The sequence below is a fragment of the Streptomyces sp. NPDC012769 genome (assembly GCF_042901205.1).
Classification (GTDB): domain Bacteria; phylum Actinomycetota; class Actinomycetes; order Streptomycetales; family Streptomycetaceae; genus Streptomyces.
In genome coordinates this window covers 1,270,954-1,287,317 of record NZ_JBIBCP010000003.1, presented here as the reverse complement: position 1 = coordinate 1,287,317, position 16,364 = coordinate 1,270,954, and the positions used below count along the sequence as shown (strand labels likewise).

The following is a 16,364-nucleotide window of genomic DNA, read 5'->3' as shown; positions in this document are numbered from 1 at the left end:
GCCACCCCGTCGGTCGGCTACCAGTCCGGCTGGACGGACTCGTCCACGGGCGAAGTCAACATGGCGGCGCGCTGGTACCAGCCGGGCACCGGCGGCTTCACCAGCCGCGACACCTGGCAGCTGGACCCGAACCCCTCGGTCCAGGCCAACCGCTACACGTACGGCAACGCGAGCCCGATGAACGGGATCGACCCGTCGGGCCACAGCGTCCTGGACTGCTTCAACCCGAGCTTCTCGAGGTCGAAGCTGGGCATCTTCGGCTTCGCCGGCAAGATCACCTTGAGCCCGTTCTGTGTCGGCTGGGAAACATGGATCTCCGGCCACGACAGCGGCGGCGCACACGGCAGCGGGCACGGTTGCAACGGCTCCGCGATGGAGCGACAGCGATGTGCCGACGTGCGCAGGCAACTGAACCCGGACGTGACCCCGTACAAGCCGCGGAACGACTGCATGCTCATGCCGTGGCAGGCCAAGTGCAAGGGCGGCGGTGGCTCCACGTCGTCGCCGACTTCACCCCGCGGCAACAACAACTACTCCGGAGGCGGGCGAAACCGTGGCGGCACCTCCACGCTGACCCGCCCGAAGCGCCCGACCGCACCCCCGAAGCCGAAGGTCCCGCAGAACCCCTACAACGGCAAGAACCCGCCGCCGGCTCCGAAGCACATCCCCAAGCCGGACTGGAACCCCAGCACGGCCATCTGGACGGCCACCAAGGGCGTCGACATGGTCGTCAGCGGCGCCAACCTCCTCGCGATGCTGGCAGGCGGCGCCAGCGAGGTCTTCAGCCCGGACCAGGCCCCGGACACCCACGACGCGCCTGGCGCGGACCCGGGCCCGGGCACGGGCCAGGACGACGAGCCTCGAGACTGCAAGGCGGGCAGCGAGGGCTGGCGCGAATACGGTGATGTGGACACCGCCAACGGCTCGCGTGCCACGGGAGTCGAGGCCTGCCTCACCAAGAAGTGGATCGAGGAAAATCCGGGCACGAAGACGGACCCCAGTGTGAGGCCGCCCGGCTACAAGTGGGCCTATCGGTATGCCAAGTTCCTCGGCAATCACGAGGCCACTCACATGTGGCGCAACGCGTGTCACCTTCAGGCGAAGAGCCTGGGCGGCAGCGGAACGGATCTTCGGAACCTGTCCACGTGCTCGCGCGCAGCCAACGCAGATGCCAACGCCCCCGGCGACCCTGGTAAGCCCGTCCACATGGCTACCTATGAGGACATGGTGGCGAAGGCCGTCAACGAACAAGGCCAAGTGGTGCACTACCGCGTCACGCCCCACTACGAGGGGCCTCGCACCGTCCCGACCTCGTACCGGATGCAGGCCACCGGCTACAAGCCTGACGGCAGCCCGGGCGTGACGTTTGACGTGACCATTCAGAACGAGATGTACAGCCTGAACGACGGTAAGTGGAGGAACATCGGTAGAGTCACTGATCCACGAGTTCGGGGTCCCGTTCCGTTCGGACCGGGCGACTAGTGGCTGATTGGCGAACTGGGGAAGAGATGAGTGAGTTGAGCGAGCAGTTGGTGTCGGTCATGCCGCCCGGGCGTGATGCAGGCGATGTCGTCGAATGGGGTGATGTTGAGACGCTGTACGGCACCCGATTCCCGCGTGATTACATGGACTTCGTGGCGCGCTATGGATCGGGAACCATCCAGGAGACGATCTCAGTGAGATTGCCCATGGTGGAAGGCCCGGTACGGCCGTACCTCGCTGTCACCAAGCTCGATCCGGCGCGGCTCGAGCGAATGTCGCACGCGGCTGAGGGCCTGGGCGGGCACCGCCTGGAAGACGTCCTGATCTGGGGTGACACTGTGGCCGCCGATACGCTTTCGTGGATTTCGGCGGGTGATGATCCGGACGACTGGCCCATCGCCGTCTACAACTCGGACGACGGGTGGTGCGTGTTCGAATGCGGCATGGTGGAATTCCTCTTGAAGATCATCCGCGCCGAGTTCGATGTCTGCCCCATCGGCGATCTGGCCGTCTGGGGTAAGGCGGGGGTGAAATTCCTGCATCACCGGGAAGAGCGGCGTCTTTATGAAAGCGGCGTGGACCCCTGGACCGGTGAAGTGAATCCGTTCCACGGGAACGAATTCGCCTAAGCAGCGCTCCTGACCCCGGGGCACGCAGGGATCGGCGGCGTGTCGCGCTTCTTCGAGGCGCGGCGCGCCGCCTTCGTCTTGCCGTGAACCGGGTGCATCCGCCGGCGCGTGGCCGGTGCAAAGCGGTCGGCGTTGATTGTCGTGGGTATCGGCGATTGTGTATCGCGCCACCCCTCTGGGGGAATCTTGCAGCGCTGAATGGGCGGCAGGCCGTGCTCGCGGCCCACGCTCCTCCCAGCGCTGATGTCGCGCGTAGCACGGCGTATTCGACAGCCGGATGCCCTTGTGCAGATCCACCGCATGCGGGGGGTTAATCACCGAAAGTTGCCGATCGGCTGCGGAGGATCCCCATGCGTACGGTTCGTGAGTCGGTCCTTGATGTGCTGCGGGAACGCGGGATCACCACGGTCTTGGGGAATCCCGGGTCGACCGAGCTGCCCATGCTCAAGGAGTTCCCCAAGGACTTCCGATCGGGCTGCAGGAGGCCGTCGTCGTCGGTCTGGCCGACGGGTTCGCGCTCGCCCTCCCGGAGCCCCGCGCTCGTCAACCTGCACACCGTGCCCGGGACCGGCGACGCCATGGGAGCCGTCCTCAACGCCCGCGCCAACCGCACCCCCATTGTCGTCACCGCCGGGCAGCAGGTGCGGGCCATGATGTCCGCCGAGGCGCTGCTCGCGCTCGGACGGGCGGTTCCGCTGCTCGCCGACGCGCTGTCGTTCATGCTCTCGGCACTGCTCGTACGGTCGCTTCCTGCCGTGCCCCGGCCCGTGCCGGAGGTTCGCGAGTCGCTCCTGCGGCAGGCGCGGGCCGGCGCCTCGTACGTCTTCCGGGACCGGTTGCTGCTCGGGCTCGCGCTCCGCCCGGCGGTCGGGAACGTCGCCTTCCTCGCCGTGGAGACCGTACTCGCCCTCTTCGCGCACGACCGCCTCGGCATCGACACCTACGGCTTCGGCCTGCTCCCCACGGCGGAGGCCACCGGCGACCTGCTCCGGTCGAACGAGGCCTGAACCGCCGCCGGAAAGCGCCCGCCGGACTGGAGACGGTCATCGCCGGTGCCACGGGAGTGGTCTCCACCGGCCGGATCAGCGACGCCCGCCATGGCACGCTCAACCCCCTCGGCGCCAACTGCCTGCGCAGTTTCCCGGCATCGGCACCGTCGTGTTCGCGGCGCGGACGCTGGTGACCGCCAATCCCGCCTTCCAGCACCACCGCTACGTGCCGGTGCGGCGGAGGTCGCTGTTTCTGGAGCAGTCGCTCGCGTCCTCCCTCACCTGGGTGACCTTCGAGCCGAACGACGAGCCGATCTGGCTGGCGATCCGCACCACTATCGAGGATTTCATGCTCGGCCTCTTCAACCAGGGAGCCTTCCAGGGCAAGACGCCCAGCGAGGGTTCCGGGTCAGCTGCGACGCCTCCACCACGACCCCGGTCGACCAGGCGAACGGCGTGGTGAACATCGTCGTCGCCTACGCGCCTGTCAAACCCGCCGAGTTCGTGATCCTCAAGCTGGCCCAGCTGGCCGGCCAGTCCCGGTCCTAGGAGGAGGCAAGGTGCCCAAGCCGTTCAGCTTCAACACCAACCGCTCCGACCCGTACAAGAGGGACCGGTTCCTCGTGTACTTCGGTACCAGCACCGAGCCGGTCGCGGGCGTCAGCAAGGTCAGCGCCCTGAAGCGGTCGGCCGATGTGATCGAGAACAAGGAGGGCGGGTACCCGATCATCCGCAAGGGGCTGGGGCGCTACAAGTACGAACCGATCACCACTGAGCACGGCATTCATCTTCAACAGCGAGCTGGAGGACTGGGCCAGCGCCGGTCAGCGGCTCGACAAAGGTGTCGCGTCACCTCCTTGAAGAACCTGCGCAAGCAGGTGCGCATCGACCTGCTCAACACTCCCCCCGGGACACACCGACGTCAGGGACGTGAAGTCCGCCCTGACGAGCCGGCCCGCCGTCCCTCCAGCTGGTCCTCAGTCTCGTGGCGTAGAAGGCTGAACATCGACGTCCCTCGGTCGCCTCCCCCTTTCCGACTCCGCACCGCGCTCACAGCCGGCCTGAGCCTTGCCCGCGGAACCCTCGAACTGCGCCGCGGGCTGCGTCGGCACACCCTCTACCTGGTTGCACCAGGATCGGATCCTCAACGAAGCGTTCGTCACCGCCGACCCGCTCAAGCTCATGAGGCTCTTCGGCATCACCGAACAGACCGCCATGCGCTACGGCGGCATCCCCTACCCGGAACAAACCGCGAAACTGCCCAGGTAGCGGGCTGCCCGCCGAGCCGGATGCCGCAGCGAAAGCCCGTGGCGGTGGGGCATCAGGTCCGGCATCATCCCTGTGTGATGGTGATGCAACCCGTTCTGGAGATCGTTGCCGCAGACGACTTCGCGCTCTGGCCGGTTGGTGAGTGCGAGTCGTACGGCTACCTCGTACTGGACGGGGAGCTGACTCCGACGGAGGTCGGCACGGCGGTTATGCGGATCGCCGACTGCAACAACTTCGAGCCGGAGGAGGAGCACGGGCCGTGCCCGACCGACCCGCTCGGCGCATTCCTGCACGGGCTGCTGACCATGCCCGACCTGTTCGCCGCCGGCGGGTTCCGGGTGACTGACATAGCCACCGACATCGTCTTCGTCGAGCCGGGCTGCTGCAACGGTCTGGAGACTTGGCGGGACTGGCGTCAGGTGCTAGACGGCGCCGGCTGCCTCTACTTCGGCCACGACCCGTCCTCGGCGGCCGAACGTGTCGGCGACAACGTCCGGCTGACTCTCGAAGCCGACGCGAAGGACGGAAGATCGGTGATCGAACTTCCGGTGGACCAAGTGCGCGCGTTGGTCGCCGGTGCCGAGGCGGACTTGCGGGACTTCCACAGCCTTGCCGGAACCTGGGCCGAACAACACCTGCCGACACACGCAGCCGCCGTCACGGCCGCCTTGGCCCGGGCACTGGACCTAGAGCTCACAGAATGACGAGCTTCCCGACCCTCCGAGCGCGTGTGCACGACGCCCAGCTCCCCCTCCACCGGCGGCACAGCGCGCTGCGCACATGTCTCACCGTTTTCGCTCCTTACGGCCTGCGGGCGACATATCACCACCTCACGCTCAGCGCAGCGATCCCCCGACGGCTGGAGGCGGACCCGGACGCGCTGGCGCGGGCGGTGGAGGAACTGCACGAGGCACGGGTGCTGTGGCTCGTGCGGGCAGCGGAGTACGCCGTGCAGCGTCGGGCGGAGAAGCAGGCAGGGCGGCGGGCTGTACCGAACCCTCGGCTGTGGTGGCTGCGGAGCTGGTGGGAGAGCCCGGCGCGTGCATGGTTCGAAGACCCGTTTCGCCATCCGCCGCTGCGACTAGGGTCTGTTTCAGAAGTGGATCAAGGTCTGTCATGATCCACTCGTGGGACGTGGAGATCTGACGGGCCAGCAATGGGCCAAGCTGGAGCCGTTGTTGCCGGTGGGCAAGAAGCCTGGGCGGCCTCCGGTGTGGTCGAAGCGGCAGCTGATCAACGGCATACGGTGGCGGACGCGGACCGGTGCGCCCTGGCGCGACGTCCCTGCCCGCTACGGCGAGTGGGAGACCGTTTACGGACTTTTTCGGCGCTGGCAGCGCAACGGCACATGGAGTCGGATTCTCACCCAGCTGCAGGTCGAGGCCGACGCGAAAGGCCTGATCACCTGGGATGTGAGCGTCGACTCGACGGTCGCGCGAGCACCTCGCGGTCGAGCACAGACAGAAGCCGGTGCCCTTCCTGGTCACCGCCGGTCAGCGGCATGACAGCCCCCGGTTCCAGGCCGTCCTGGAGCGCATCAGAGTGCCCCGCACAGGCGTCGGCAGGCCGCGCTGCCGACCGGACCGGGTGCGGGCCGACAGAGCCCACGGGTCTCGAGCCAACCGCGAGTACCTGAGCAAACGTGGGATCCGTTGCACGATCCCAGAGAAGTCCGACCAGATCCGCAACCGCAAGAAACTGGGCACCCGCGGTGGCCGTCCGCCGAAGTTCGACACGTCCGACTACCGCGAGCGCCACGCGGTGGAGTGCGGATCAACCGCCTCAAGCGCCACCGTGCCGTGGCCGCGAGATATGACAAGCTCACCGTCCGCTACGAGGCCACCGTCACGATCGCCGTTATCAACGAATGGCTCTGACCTTGCTCGTCAGGCTCGATCAGTGAAACCCGGTATCGCTGCAGGCAGCCACGGATTTAGCCTGAGGCGCATGCATCAGCCTCGAAGGCGCGACCGACGCCTGGCTCGCCGCGTGCCGTCGGAGCCGGCCCAGCGCCGGTCGTTCAGGCTCACGGCCGTGGGCGCTGATGTAGTCCTGGTCGGCTACTTCTCTGCGAAGCAAAAGGACTTCGAAACGCTCATGGCGTCGGCAGCCACAGAGCTGGGAGCGCGCGGCGCACGGGTCGTCGCGCAGATTGTGCAACGGCGAGGCGTCTCGGACGGAGGGGTCCAGAAGATGGGTCTGCCCTTCTCCTCGCGGACTCTGCTGAGCTACGGGAAAGTCCGTGAGGTATCTCGGACCTGTGACCAGGCCGACGCTGACGCAGTGATCTTCGTTGCCTCCTTGACCGAGCGCCAGCAGCGCACGTTGACAGACATCCTTGGCCGCCCCGCTGTGAGTCTCTCCGACATCCTCGCGACCGACTGACAGTTCACTCGAAGCGGGCTTTTGAAACACGCCCTAAGCGAGTACGTACGGCGACAGAACGCGCTTCTGGACGGCGCCGATCTGCCCGGCTGCCCGGCTTGCGGGGACGAGGGACCGGGAGTGATGAGCTCGACCGGGCATGGCTGGGTCGAGCTGTGCCGTGGGTGCGCGTGGGTGCTGGCGCCATGTCCGTGCGGCAAGCGGCACCGGTTCGTACCGGAGACCCCATTCAACTGGAACGGGATCTGGCGGCGGGCGCACATGAGCGATGACGGCATGCCGAACCCGCACTGGCCTGCGAGATAGCCACTCGGATGCGGAACGGCGAACGCTCGGGAAGTCAAAGCCGGCCTACTTTTCCACGGGAGGTTCGGCCCGCCCAGAACGGTCCACGTCGTAGTCGGGGGTGAGGATCCTTCGCAGCGCCGCAATGTCGGCCTCCGCATTGCGGCGCAAACGACCGCGCTTGTCCGCGTCAAGGTCGGCGGGTCGGACGACGAGCAGCCGTAGTCCGTGTGCGGGGATCTCTTCGTCACGCCGGGCGTCATACAGTGCTCGTTGCTCGCCCCGGTGGACTCCGCTCACAGTCATCCGGTGCGGCTTGTCGAAATGAGCCATTGGTTGGTCATGCTGGAGTTCCCGGTACTCGACGACGAGCTGGTGGCCGGGCCAGTAGGCATCGACTGGCAGCTTGGCCCTCCGCCCGTTCGCTGCGGGATCACCCAGCAGCCAGTCGAACTTGTGCTGTGTCAGCGCTGATTCGCCCAGGACTTGATTGCACAGGCCGACGACGTACGCCTCGTCACTGTCATCTCTCGCTCCCATGACCGGGCATCTTCCCAGGGGCTACTGACAGCCGCCAGGCGTCGGCGAGCAGCACCACTCAGGTCGGACAGCGCACCACCAGTAGTCGTGCACGCAGCCGTTGGCGTCAGCGGGATCCGAACCTTGGCCGCCTGGCGGATCGGAGCCACCACGCTGCTGAGGACGGTGACCGCAGGCACAGCCGCCCCGGCGCCCGCCTTCTCTTCGGGCTGGCCCCCCGTTACCGTCTTCGTGACTCCACAATCGCCGGCCACCTCGCCGCCTACGCAGGTCTCGCCCCGGCGACCCGCAGCTCAGGATCGTCCATCCGCGCGAACAACCCTCCCGGAAAGGCAACAAGCAGCTCAGACGGGCTTCCTTCCTCTCCGCGTTCGCGGCCCTGGGCGACCCGGCCTCTCGGGCCTACTACGACAAGAAGACCAGCCAGGGCAAGCACCACACCCAGGCCCTGCTCTGCCTCGCCCGACGCCGGGCCTGCGTCCTCTTCGCGATGCTCCGCGACGGAAGCCTTCTACGAACCTCAGCCCGTCCGGGCCGCCGCCCAGACCTAGACCATGGTCAGGAGGTGATCCGTGGGGCCGTAGTCGATCTTCCAGTCGGCATACACCCCGCAGAATCCGTCCTTGGCGCATCGTAGGCCCACGGTCACCCAGCGAACCGACTCGTCGTCGCCGAGCGAGAACGCGACCGCGGCCTCGAACTCGTCGCTCCCGCACAGGCAGCCTGCCGCACCGGGCTCGTCGTCCTCCCAGGACTCCTCGTTCCAACACCGATGCCGCGGTGACCCACTTGCCTGGCGCTGCCTTCTTGGTGACACATGTCCCGGACGAGGACCCGGATCTGCAACCGACCGTCCGCTTCTGGAGCCCTGACGAGCGCGTCGTCCCCTACGAGGTCATGCGTTGGTACAGGGAGCAGGTGGCCGATCAGGTGGAACGCTGTCGCCTCGCCTTCGAGCAGGGGGGTACCTGAAGCAGTGGAATGATCACGCATTGCCTGTGGTGATCACGGCGTCGGAGCCTTCCTGGATAGCCCCGTTCTCCGGGCTGAGCCCGCGTGCTTTCGGGAAGCTGATGACGGTGCTACGTCGCGCAGGTGCGGACGCAGCCCGCAGGGGCCGGCCGTGGAGCCTTCCACTGGAGGACAAGGCCCGGGCCAGCCGAGGCCGAGCACTCTGACCTGAGGGTCCGCTGGGCGAAACCCCCTCCCGCCAGCGTCGGGCAGCCAGGGCGTCTAGCGGCGCGCCACCACCGGAGGGACAGCAGGCAGAGCAGGTACAGCACCGCGAGGACGACCCACAAGAGGCTGCACATTCGCTCCACCTCGTTGCGGCGCCGGTAGATCTCCCGGTCGAACCCGGTCGGACGGCCGCCCTTGCTGCCTCGCCGCAGGCGGTCGGCCCGGTGGTCCTTGGGCTCCGGGATCGTGCGCTTGATCTGGCGCCGCCGCAGATAGCGACGGCTGCCGCGCGCGATGAATAGGCCTTGTCGGCGCCAAGGCAACGTGCCCGTCCAGGTCAGCGGCCTCACCGGCGTGACCGCCGACGCCCCCGGCTTGGGGCACAGCCTGGCGGCATTGACCGACTGCACCGCCCGCAGCTGGGGGCGCAACGACACTGGCCAGCTGGGCAACGGCACCACCACCGCCAGCAGCGTGCTCGTCCAGGTCTACGCGCCGGAGGGAGCGCACCCTGCAGCCGGTTCCTGGACGACGTTGGCGCCATCGCCGCCGGCGAGCTCCACAGCCTGGCCATCGTCGCTCAGCCGCTGGCCGATGTGGCCGTCGACGTCAGCGCCAGCCCAGACACCGTAAGGAGCGGGAGCAATCTGACCTACGCGGTCAGCGTGCGCAACAACGGGCCGCGTCTCGCCGAGAACGTCGTGATCAACGACACCCTCCCGCCCGGGGCGAGGTTCGTCAGCGCGACCCTGTCACAGGGGAGCTGCACCCACTCCATCACGGGGATCCACGGACACCGTAACGTGCCGCGTGGGCGTCTTACGGAGCGGTGAGCGGGCACCACCCAGATCGTGGTCAGAAAGGTGACCGCCACCGGCAGCCCGGTCACGTAGCCCGGGGGCAGGGGCTGACACCGCCGATCTCCTCGCCCCGGTTCCGGCCGTACGGACCGGCGGACTCGTGGGATACGCCCGCGTGACCACCAAGGGACAGTTGCTCGACCGGTAGATCCACGCGGACGTGCATCCCCCTGATCAGGGCGTCCAGACGCCACACCCATTCCGTTATCGAACTCTCGCCCGCTTCTTTCTCTGGGGCTTCCTACCCGTCAATCTCGCGGTCGTGGTGCGCAGTCCATCCCACCCGTGTGGGGTTGCTGACGCTTTGCCAGAACTCTGCCGTAACAGCCGCGGGTCCGGTAAGACAGACCCAGTGCGCAGAAGGGGGATGCAGCGCGTCATGGGTCTTGGGTTGATCATTTGCGCCGGCGTGCTGGCCGGCGTGGCGTGGCAGTGGTACCGCTACCCGGGAAGGTGGGAGCACGCCTTCAGTCCGAGGCATGCCGATGCCCGGAAGACGTTGTCGGATGCTCGCGGTGCAGTCCGTGCCTGGGAACGCTCGAAGGACCAGACCGAGTCGAAGGCACGCAAGGATGCCGACGCGGCTGAGAAGGCGCGGGAGGAACGCTTGCGCCGGCTGGATCAGCGCATCGCGTCGCTGAGTAGCCCTGGCCGCGGAGAGCGGGTCGAGGCACTCGGGGAGCTGGTTCTGTTCCAGCATGTTCTCGTTGTGCAGTCCCCCTCGAGGACGCGCGCCATCTCCTTGGCTGGCATGAAGGTCCGCTTCGAGCCCGGGCAGAGGAACCACTCCGTCTACTGCACTGATGCTGACGGGCACGTGTATCGGGCCAAGTACCCGCACCTTCCGTCCCCGTCCGAAAGTGATGAGGAGCTTTTCGATGAGGACCGGGTGCGTGACTTCGCCGTGACTATCGAGAACACGGTCGCGCAGGAGAACATCTTCCGTGCTCGCCTGCCGCGTCAGCTGAAGGATGCGAAGCGCAAGTGGGAGGAGGCCCAGGCTGACTCGAGCGAACTGGACGCCGCCCGGGAGCGTCTGCAGAAGCTTCGTCAGCGCAACGGCTCCGACCCCCGGGGCGAGGCTGCGGAGGCCCGGCTGGCAGAGGCTTCCCGGGACTGGGAAAGACTCACGGGGCGGGTTCCCCCCAGGTAGGGCCGGCCGAAGAGCAGTCCGTAAAGCCCTCGTAAGCCGAAGGCAGCGGCGGCCGTCCACGGGTTCACCGCCTGCGAGCGGTGTGCGAGAAGGTTTCGTTGTTTCGCGGCCTGAGCGTCGTATGCTCGCCGGGTCCGAGTGGCCGTGGCAACCGTCGATCGGGTTCACTGGGCCAGACCGTCCTTGCGCTCGCCGGGGCGGTGATCATCCTCGGCACGGCACAGTTGTATACCAGGACCGAGGTTGATCGGAATCAAGGGGGCTCGGTGGGCTTTGTCGCCAGTGACCGTGTTATCTGGAACCGCTGGTGGGGGCCTGCAGAGATCGAGGACAAGCTGTTCAGTGGCGTGCTACCGGATCCGTGTGATGAATAGACGAGGTTCCTCAACCAGCATGTCCGACAGCTGAAGGACTTCGCGGCGTGCCGTGCCCCGGTACCGCCGGGTGAGGCGGGGATGGGCAAGTCGTCCGAGCTAGAAGCTGAGACCCCAGGCGCTGGAGCGGGCTGCCGCGCACGACGAGAACGCCACCCTCGACTTCCCGACCCGCACGATGCTCCAGGACGCCCTCGACGTCGCCTTCCATCAGCGGCACATCAAGAACCTGGAGCTCAGCTCCCGAGCCCTGTATGCCTGAGCGAAGGGGCTACCTGGCGAACGCGCTCACCGGCCTTCTCGAGATTGCCACTACGACGCTGCCTGCGCCCACCGCCGAACTGGCCCACACCCTCCTTCAACGAAACGCGCCCGCGTCCCTTGAACGAGCCGCCGACGCGCCCGCCCGCCGGGACACCGTGGTGGCATCCGGCGGCCGCCTGGCTGAATGCCCCATGACGTCGGAACAACTCGATGGCCCGCTGACCGCCTCCGAAAGGGACCACTCTCTCGCGCGGGCCATCTACCAAGCCCCTCAGAATGCCTCCGGAGCGTGGTCGGCCCTGACCGCGCCCCAGCGCAAACAGCTGTACCTGTGGGCGGAGTGAGGCTCCTGTGCCGGGACTTCACCGGAACTTCCGTGGCGCCAACTGTTCCGATGTCCGAGACCGTACTGGCGACCGCTCGGCCGTACCTACGGCGAGGTTGTCGTGCGACGCAAGCGGTGATGCATGACGACGGCCGTGCACACCACGATGGCCACTGAGACGGCGGGCACGCTCCACTACGGGATGCCGATCCACACCGCCGACAGGCCCACCGCGAAGCAGACCGCAGCGCTGATGATGATCAGCCGCCGGCCGTACGGCTTCCAGGTGAAGGGCTCATGATCACGTGGCCTGACCAGGCGTACCGCGCCGAAGACGACCAGTTGTGCCGCGACGAGCGCGGCGATCATGCCGAGAGCGGCGTTCATCTGGACCTCGTCACGGGGCGCCTCGGAGGTGTTCTGCCGTACCCCGTCCTGGCTGAGCACCACGATGTCGCGCCGCCAGATGGTGGCCGTGACCTGGTCGCCGGACTTGAGCCGCTCCAGGAGCGGCCCAGGGTCGCCGAAGGACACATTGCCCCGCCAGGAGTCCTGGTCCGTCAGAGTCGCCTCGTAGGAGGAGGCCTTCCCGCCAGTCTTGTTCACCGTCTTCTCCACAGTGAGGCGCCAGGTACTCAGGCAGTCAGTCTGCTCCTTCTCGATAGCGGGGGCAGAGCACGGCTCGGCCGCCCGGTAGTCCTGGTAGCGGTTCTGATCGGAGGGCAGCCACCGCCTGAACACCGCGTAGGAGGCTGCCGCCGGTATCAGGGACAGCAGGATCAGCAGCGCGCCCATGAGCCGTACTCGGCCCAGCGACCGCCGGCCGGCACCTCGCGCATTGCGCGCCGTCACCCATGCATGTGCTGTCATCGCCCACCTCCTGCGCCCCATCATTCATCAGGCCCAAAACGGCATACAACGAGGTGGAACGGCAGCGGACAGGAGGCTCCGGCTTCCGTGTCCCGGCAAAACCAGCCGCGACGAGGCGCAATCGAAGGGCGTACAAGGGCTTTTCGTCATCCCGGACCTCGACGCGCACATGGCCGGGCCGCATCGACCCGCGCTACCGGACGCACGGGTTGCGCATGGATCCCACCGAGGAGTTCTCCTCTCAGATTCTCCGTCCGCTAACCGCCCAGCCCTCAAGCGAGCACGCCGCGATCCTGGTGGAACTCGCTGACCAGACCGGGAGTGTGTGCTGCGGACCGAAGCCGTACACATGCAAAACACTTGCGCGACCAGGAATGGCGACCACCGTCCGTGGCAGAGGTGTCCGAGGTGCTCACCACGCCGTCGCACCGGATCATCACCTCCCGAGAACAGCTCGCCAGGGTCACAGCCGAAGTCCTGCAAGACATCGGAAAAACCCGCGAACCGACCGCGCCCTGCGCGCCCAGCTGTGGCACCGCCAGCGCGGGAACAACAAATGGGTCGGATACGTGCCGGCGGAGGAGACGGAGGTGTCGACCTGGCTCGCCCGACAGAGGCAACTCAGGCTGCAGGAGCGGGCTGCCGTGCTGCGTGAGGTCGAGATCAATTCGCGCCTGGGCGACACGCCGGGTGACATTCCTGATCTCTTGGTGGAGACTCGCGCCACCGGCGACCAGTGGCTGTCGGTACCTGGCGAGGTGAGGTGCAGCTGGCACGACGAGGTCGTCACCGCCATCCGGGACCAGCTCGGCCGGCGCTACCAAAGGCCCGCTGGAGTCATCAGGCGTGTATGTGGCTGTCCACTTTGGTGGCAACGCCTGGCTCGACGGCGACCGCCGTCGTACCAAGTCCGCCCGCCACACGCTCGAGCAGCTCCGTGAACACTGCCACCACCATGTGGCAACGCTGGCCACCCACGGGATCACCGCCCACGTGTGCGTGCTCGACGCCTCGCTGGACGAGGAGGCCCAGACAGCCAGCGCATGACAGGGGGCACAGCGTTGCCGCTGCTGTCAGCAGGAGCACAATCCGATTCCGCACTGCAGGCACTCACCGGTCGGCGAAGGCAGCGAGGGCTTCGCACCTGCTGCCCGAGCAAACGCGTCTGGGCTCCTTCCCTTGAGTGAGGAGGCATTGGCCTCGGTGCACCCCTGCGACCGCACGACCCAACAGCGGGTAGCGGACGCCTCCCCCCGACAACGTGCGGACCTCCCGACCTGGGGAGATGAGCAAGGCCCTGTTATCGTGCGCCGATGTCAACGATCAAACAGTTCCAAGTGACCTTCGACTGCGCGGAGCCCGCGCGCCTCGCCGCCTTCTGGTGCGAGGTGCTGGGGTACGTCGTGCCGACGGTCCCGGAGGGCTTCGCCACGTGGGAGGAGTACCACCGCTCGCTGCCGCCCGAGGATGAGATCTACTTCGCGTGCACTGATCCCTCGGGTGTGGCCCCGCGCTTGCTCTTCCAGCGAGTTCCCGAAGGCAAGGTCGTCAAGAACCGGGTGCATCTCGATGTGCGGGTCGGCACAGGGCTCGTGGGTGAAGAGCGCCTGGCCACACTCGAGGCAGAGTGCGCACGGCTGATGGCGCTCGGCGCGAAACACGTGCTGACGCAGCGCGCCGATGGCGTCAACGAGTCGTGCATCACGATGCAGGACATCGAGGGCAACGAGTTCTGCCTCGCCTGATCCTCCTCCGAGACTGCGAGGTGGGAAGCCGTCTCCGGTCTTGGGGAATATCGGGGCAGCAGATATCGGCTGCCCCGATATTCCCCAAGACCGGTCTCCCGCGGACCTCTCAGGTTCCGCATGCGGTGGGAGTCATCCCTGTGAGACGAGGTTGTGTTGTCGCGCGCCAAGAGCTTCAGGAGGAGGGCAGGCCACCGAAGGACGCCTTCGCCGACAACGCGAGGAGGACCATGGTTGCGAACTGCACGACGTAAAAGGCCCAATTGTGCCCCAGCGACGCGTCCCCCAGCTGAGCGAGAACGGTCACTCCCTCCACTGGCTGGAGCCCGAAGCGGGAGATCAGAACCGACAGGCCGATCAACATCACGCCGAGCAGGGCACCGAGCGCCGCCTCCGCCCGCATCGCCCGCCGGGCGGCCGGATTCCGGAAGGACGGCACGGCGTTCGTGATCGCCTCCACACCGGTGAGCGCCGAACAGCCGGAGGCGAACGCCTTCAGGAGTAGCAGAGCACCCACGGTGGTGGCTTTGCCGGCGAGCACCGAGGCGCGGCCGGCGGACGCGGCCGAGGAGACAGGGGCGTCACGGAGCAGACCGACGACTATCAGCACCAGGATCGTGCCGACGAAGACGGCGGTGGGGACGATGAAGGCTCGGGCCGAGTCGAGGATCCCCCGCAGGTTCACGGATGTGATGAGCACGAGGACTGCCAGGCAGATCCACAGTCGGTCGCCGTACGGGCCGGGAAAAGGCGGAGGTCACCTGTCGGTACGAGGCGACCAGCACGGCCGGCAGTCCCTCGACGGCCAGAGTGACCGGAAGGGTGAAGCCGAGCCCGTGAGCGCCGGCCGCGGCGAGCACCGGGACGATGGCCTCGGGCCCGTACGCCACCGACGCCATCGCGTCCAGCGACGGCGCGGCGAGACCGGTCAGGGCCGTCAGCTTGTGACGGGCTCCGGTATCCGGGGGCTCCTCGGCACCGGGTACGGCGTCCTTTCCGTGGTCGGGCTGGTCATGCGGGCGAACTCCTTCGGACTCGTGTCCGCTCAGCGTGAGCCTGACCGGGACGGCTTTGCCGTTCATAGCAGGTTCTTTGCGCCCGAGTGCCTTCTCTTCACGCATTCCTGACGCCGGTCGGTGGCGAAGGCGCAGGTCGGTTGAAGAGCCCGATCCGCACCGAGCACGCACCGGCGGGAGCAAGGGAGGGCGATCACCGCCTTCGTGTCAGGAGGGTGCGCCAGCGGTCGGCGGATTCCTTCATGTCCTCGACGACCCGCTCCAGGAAGGTGCCTGCCCGGAGAAGCCGTTGCCCCACCGTTGAGTCGGTGCCGAGCGTCTCGGCCGCCGCCAGCGCGGCCTGCGCCGATTCGAGTGTCTGCCGCGCGCTGATGGTGATCGAGTGGTACCAGGCTTCGTCGTCGACGATGTAGATGTCACGCCGCCGCTGCGGATCGCGCTCGCGCCGGACGTATCCGTGCTGGACCAGGGAGCTGACGGCCACGGAGACGGAGGCAGGACTGACCTTCAGCCTGCGGACCAGTTCGGCAGCGGTACGCCTGCCGTCCTCGGACAGCAACAGGTCGACGTGGACACGCGCCATCGTCCTCGGCATCCCCGACCTCACCGCCAGCTCGATGATCTCCTCCTCCGTGGTGCTGCGCGACGGCCGGTCCTCGCGGGGTGTGCTGGGGCGCCGCGCCGTGCCCGCTCAACCGTCGCCTGGTGTGCCTGTTGGGGCCGGTATCGGCCGGGGCCGCCGTTGCGTGACACCTCCCGGCTGATGGTCGAGGTCGGACGCTCGAGCCGGCGGGCGATCTCGGCGTAGGAGAAGCCGTCGGCGAGTCCCGTCGCGATCCGCTGGCGTTCCTGCCATTGCAACGCCCCATTGCATTCGGCCGCATGCCATTGCATCAATTTGGCGCCCTCTACCTGCCTTTACGACTTTCAGAGATTGACGACATTCTGAATGCAACGTAGCTTTCGAGCATCGCTGAACACGTCATATCGCGAGATGAG

General features: G+C 67.2%; 13 protein-coding genes and 6 pseudogenes. 13 read left to right on the top strand and 6 right to left on the bottom strand.

What is annotated here, in order from left to right:
- The 7 genes and pseudogenes from ACFY7C_RS21245 to ACFY7C_RS21215 all read left to right on the top strand — a co-directional run.
- Positions 1 to 1,482 (top strand): RHS repeat-associated core domain-containing protein (locus ACFY7C_RS21245; RefSeq protein WP_389652648.1); only part of this gene is annotated, 1,482 nt, incomplete at its 5' end.
- Positions 1,483 to 1,517: 35 nt separating this feature from the next.
- Positions 1,518 to 2,111: a hypothetical protein gene (locus ACFY7C_RS21240; RefSeq protein WP_389652645.1), complete on the top strand. Its 594-nt coding sequence runs from the start codon at positions 1,518 to 1,520 to the stop codon at positions 2,109 to 2,111.
- Between the two features lie 350 nt (positions 2,112 to 2,461).
- Positions 2,462 to 3,100, top strand: a pseudogene (locus ACFY7C_RS21235) (thiamine pyrophosphate-binding protein); the annotation flags it as partial.
- A gap of 169 nt (positions 3,101 to 3,269) precedes the next feature.
- On the top strand, positions 3,270 to 3,563 hold the full coding sequence (locus ACFY7C_RS21230) for a hypothetical protein (RefSeq protein ID WP_389652642.1): 294 nt from the start codon (positions 3,270 to 3,272) through the stop codon (positions 3,561 to 3,563).
- A 97-nt stretch (positions 3,564 to 3,660) separates the two neighbouring features.
- Positions 3,661 to 5,073: a hypothetical protein gene (locus ACFY7C_RS21225; protein WP_389652639.1), complete on the top strand. Its 1,413-nt coding sequence runs from the start codon at positions 3,661 to 3,663 to the stop codon at positions 5,071 to 5,073.
- 423 nt (positions 5,074 to 5,496) lie between these two features.
- Positions 5,497 to 6,246: pseudogene (locus ACFY7C_RS21220) on the top strand (transposase).
- 70 nt (positions 6,247 to 6,316) lie between these two features.
- Positions 6,317 to 6,754 carry a hypothetical protein gene (locus ACFY7C_RS21215; protein ID WP_389652637.1) on the top strand — a complete coding sequence of 146 codons (438 nt, stop codon included), beginning with the start codon at positions 6,317 to 6,319 and terminating at the stop codon, positions 6,752 to 6,754.
- A gap of 351 nt (positions 6,755 to 7,105) precedes the next feature.
- On the opposite strand, the gene ACFY7C_RS21210 is transcribed toward ACFY7C_RS21215, so the two are convergent.
- Complete coding sequence (locus ACFY7C_RS21210) at positions 7,106 to 7,579, bottom strand: hypothetical protein (RefSeq protein ID WP_389652634.1); 474 nt, start codon at positions 7,577 to 7,579, stop codon at positions 7,106 to 7,108.
- Positions 7,580 to 7,824: 245 nt separating this feature from the next.
- Here ACFY7C_RS21210 and ACFY7C_RS21205 point away from each other — a divergent pair.
- A pseudogene (locus ACFY7C_RS21205) lies at positions 7,825 to 8,096 on the top strand (transposase); the annotation flags it as partial.
- A 475-nt stretch (positions 8,097 to 8,571) separates the two neighbouring features.
- Positions 8,572 to 8,730 (top strand): annotated as a pseudogene (locus ACFY7C_RS21200) (IS5/IS1182 family transposase); the annotation flags it as partial.
- 162 nt (positions 8,731 to 8,892) lie between these two features.
- Here ACFY7C_RS21200 and ACFY7C_RS21195 read toward each other — a convergent pair.
- A pseudogene (locus ACFY7C_RS21195) lies at positions 8,893 to 9,071 on the bottom strand (IS5/IS1182 family transposase); the annotation flags it as partial.
- Between the two features lie 283 nt (positions 9,072 to 9,354).
- Between ACFY7C_RS21195 and ACFY7C_RS21190 the strand changes: the two are divergent.
- Together ACFY7C_RS21190 and ACFY7C_RS21185 are read left to right on the top strand one after the other, a co-directional pair.
- Positions 9,355 to 9,591, top strand: a complete 237-nt coding sequence (locus ACFY7C_RS21190; RefSeq protein ID WP_389652631.1) for a DUF11 domain-containing protein — start codon at positions 9,355 to 9,357, stop codon at positions 9,589 to 9,591.
- 394 nt (positions 9,592 to 9,985) lie between these two features.
- Positions 9,986 to 10,771, top strand: a complete 786-nt coding sequence (locus ACFY7C_RS21185; RefSeq protein ID WP_389652628.1) for a hypothetical protein — start codon at positions 9,986 to 9,988, stop codon at positions 10,769 to 10,771.
- 1,158 nt (positions 10,772 to 11,929) lie between these two features.
- Here ACFY7C_RS21185 and ACFY7C_RS21180 read toward each other — a convergent pair.
- Entirely contained in the window at positions 11,930 to 12,604 is a 675-nt protein-coding gene (locus ACFY7C_RS21180) for a hypothetical protein (RefSeq protein WP_389652625.1), read from the bottom strand.
- Positions 12,605 to 13,456: 852 nt separating this feature from the next.
- Here ACFY7C_RS21180 and ACFY7C_RS21175 point away from each other — a divergent pair.
- Both ACFY7C_RS21175 and ACFY7C_RS21170 read left to right on the top strand, forming a co-directional pair.
- Complete coding sequence (locus ACFY7C_RS21175) at positions 13,457 to 13,651, top strand: hypothetical protein (RefSeq protein ID WP_389652622.1); 195 nt, start codon at positions 13,457 to 13,459, stop codon at positions 13,649 to 13,651.
- A gap of 266 nt (positions 13,652 to 13,917) precedes the next feature.
- On the top strand, positions 13,918 to 14,349 hold the full coding sequence (locus ACFY7C_RS21170) for a VOC family protein (RefSeq protein WP_389652619.1): 432 nt from the start codon (positions 13,918 to 13,920) through the stop codon (positions 14,347 to 14,349).
- A gap of 155 nt (positions 14,350 to 14,504) precedes the next feature.
- On the opposite strand, the pseudogene ACFY7C_RS21165 reads toward ACFY7C_RS21170, so the two are convergent.
- The 3 genes and pseudogenes from ACFY7C_RS21165 to ACFY7C_RS21155 form a co-directional block, all read right to left on the bottom strand.
- Positions 14,505 to 15,431, bottom strand: a pseudogene (locus ACFY7C_RS21165) (amino acid permease); the annotation flags it as partial.
- A 127-nt stretch (positions 15,432 to 15,558) separates the two neighbouring features.
- Positions 15,559 to 15,948 carry a MarR family transcriptional regulator gene (locus ACFY7C_RS21160; protein ID WP_389652616.1) on the bottom strand — a complete coding sequence of 130 codons (390 nt, stop codon included), beginning with the start codon at positions 15,946 to 15,948 and terminating at the stop codon, positions 15,559 to 15,561.
- A 20-nt stretch (positions 15,949 to 15,968) separates the two neighbouring features.
- Positions 15,969 to 16,259, bottom strand: coding sequence for a helix-turn-helix domain-containing protein (locus ACFY7C_RS21155; RefSeq protein ID WP_389652614.1), 291 nt, complete (start codon positions 16,257 to 16,259; stop codon positions 15,969 to 15,971).
- Between the last annotated feature and the right edge of the window lie 105 nt (positions 16,260 to 16,364).

What these genes read in the sequence shown, in the direction of transcription:
- ACFY7C_RS21215 (WP_389652637.1), top strand. Translation starts at nt 6,317, where the DNA reads ATGCATCAGCCTCGAAGGCGCGACCGACGCCTGGCTCGCCGCGTGCCG.
- ACFY7C_RS21210 (WP_389652634.1), bottom strand. Translation starts at nt 7,579, where the DNA reads ATGGGAGCGAGAGATGACAGTGACGAGGCGTACGTCGTCGGCCTGTGC.
- ACFY7C_RS21185 (WP_389652628.1), top strand. Translation starts at nt 9,986, where the DNA reads ATGCAGCGCGTCATGGGTCTTGGGTTGATCATTTGCGCCGGCGTGCTG.
- ACFY7C_RS21180 (WP_389652625.1), bottom strand. Translation starts at nt 12,604, where the DNA reads ATGACAGCACATGCATGGGTGACGGCGCGCAATGCGCGAGGTGCCGGC.
- ACFY7C_RS21170 (WP_389652619.1), top strand. Translation starts at nt 13,918, where the DNA reads ATGTCAACGATCAAACAGTTCCAAGTGACCTTCGACTGCGCGGAGCCC.
- ACFY7C_RS21160 (WP_389652616.1), bottom strand. Translation starts at nt 15,948, where the DNA reads ATGGCGCGTGTCCACGTCGACCTGTTGCTGTCCGAGGACGGCAGGCGT.
- ACFY7C_RS21155 (WP_389652614.1), bottom strand. Translation starts at nt 16,259, where the DNA reads ATGCAATGGCATGCGGCCGAATGCAATGGGGCGTTGCAATGGCAGGAA.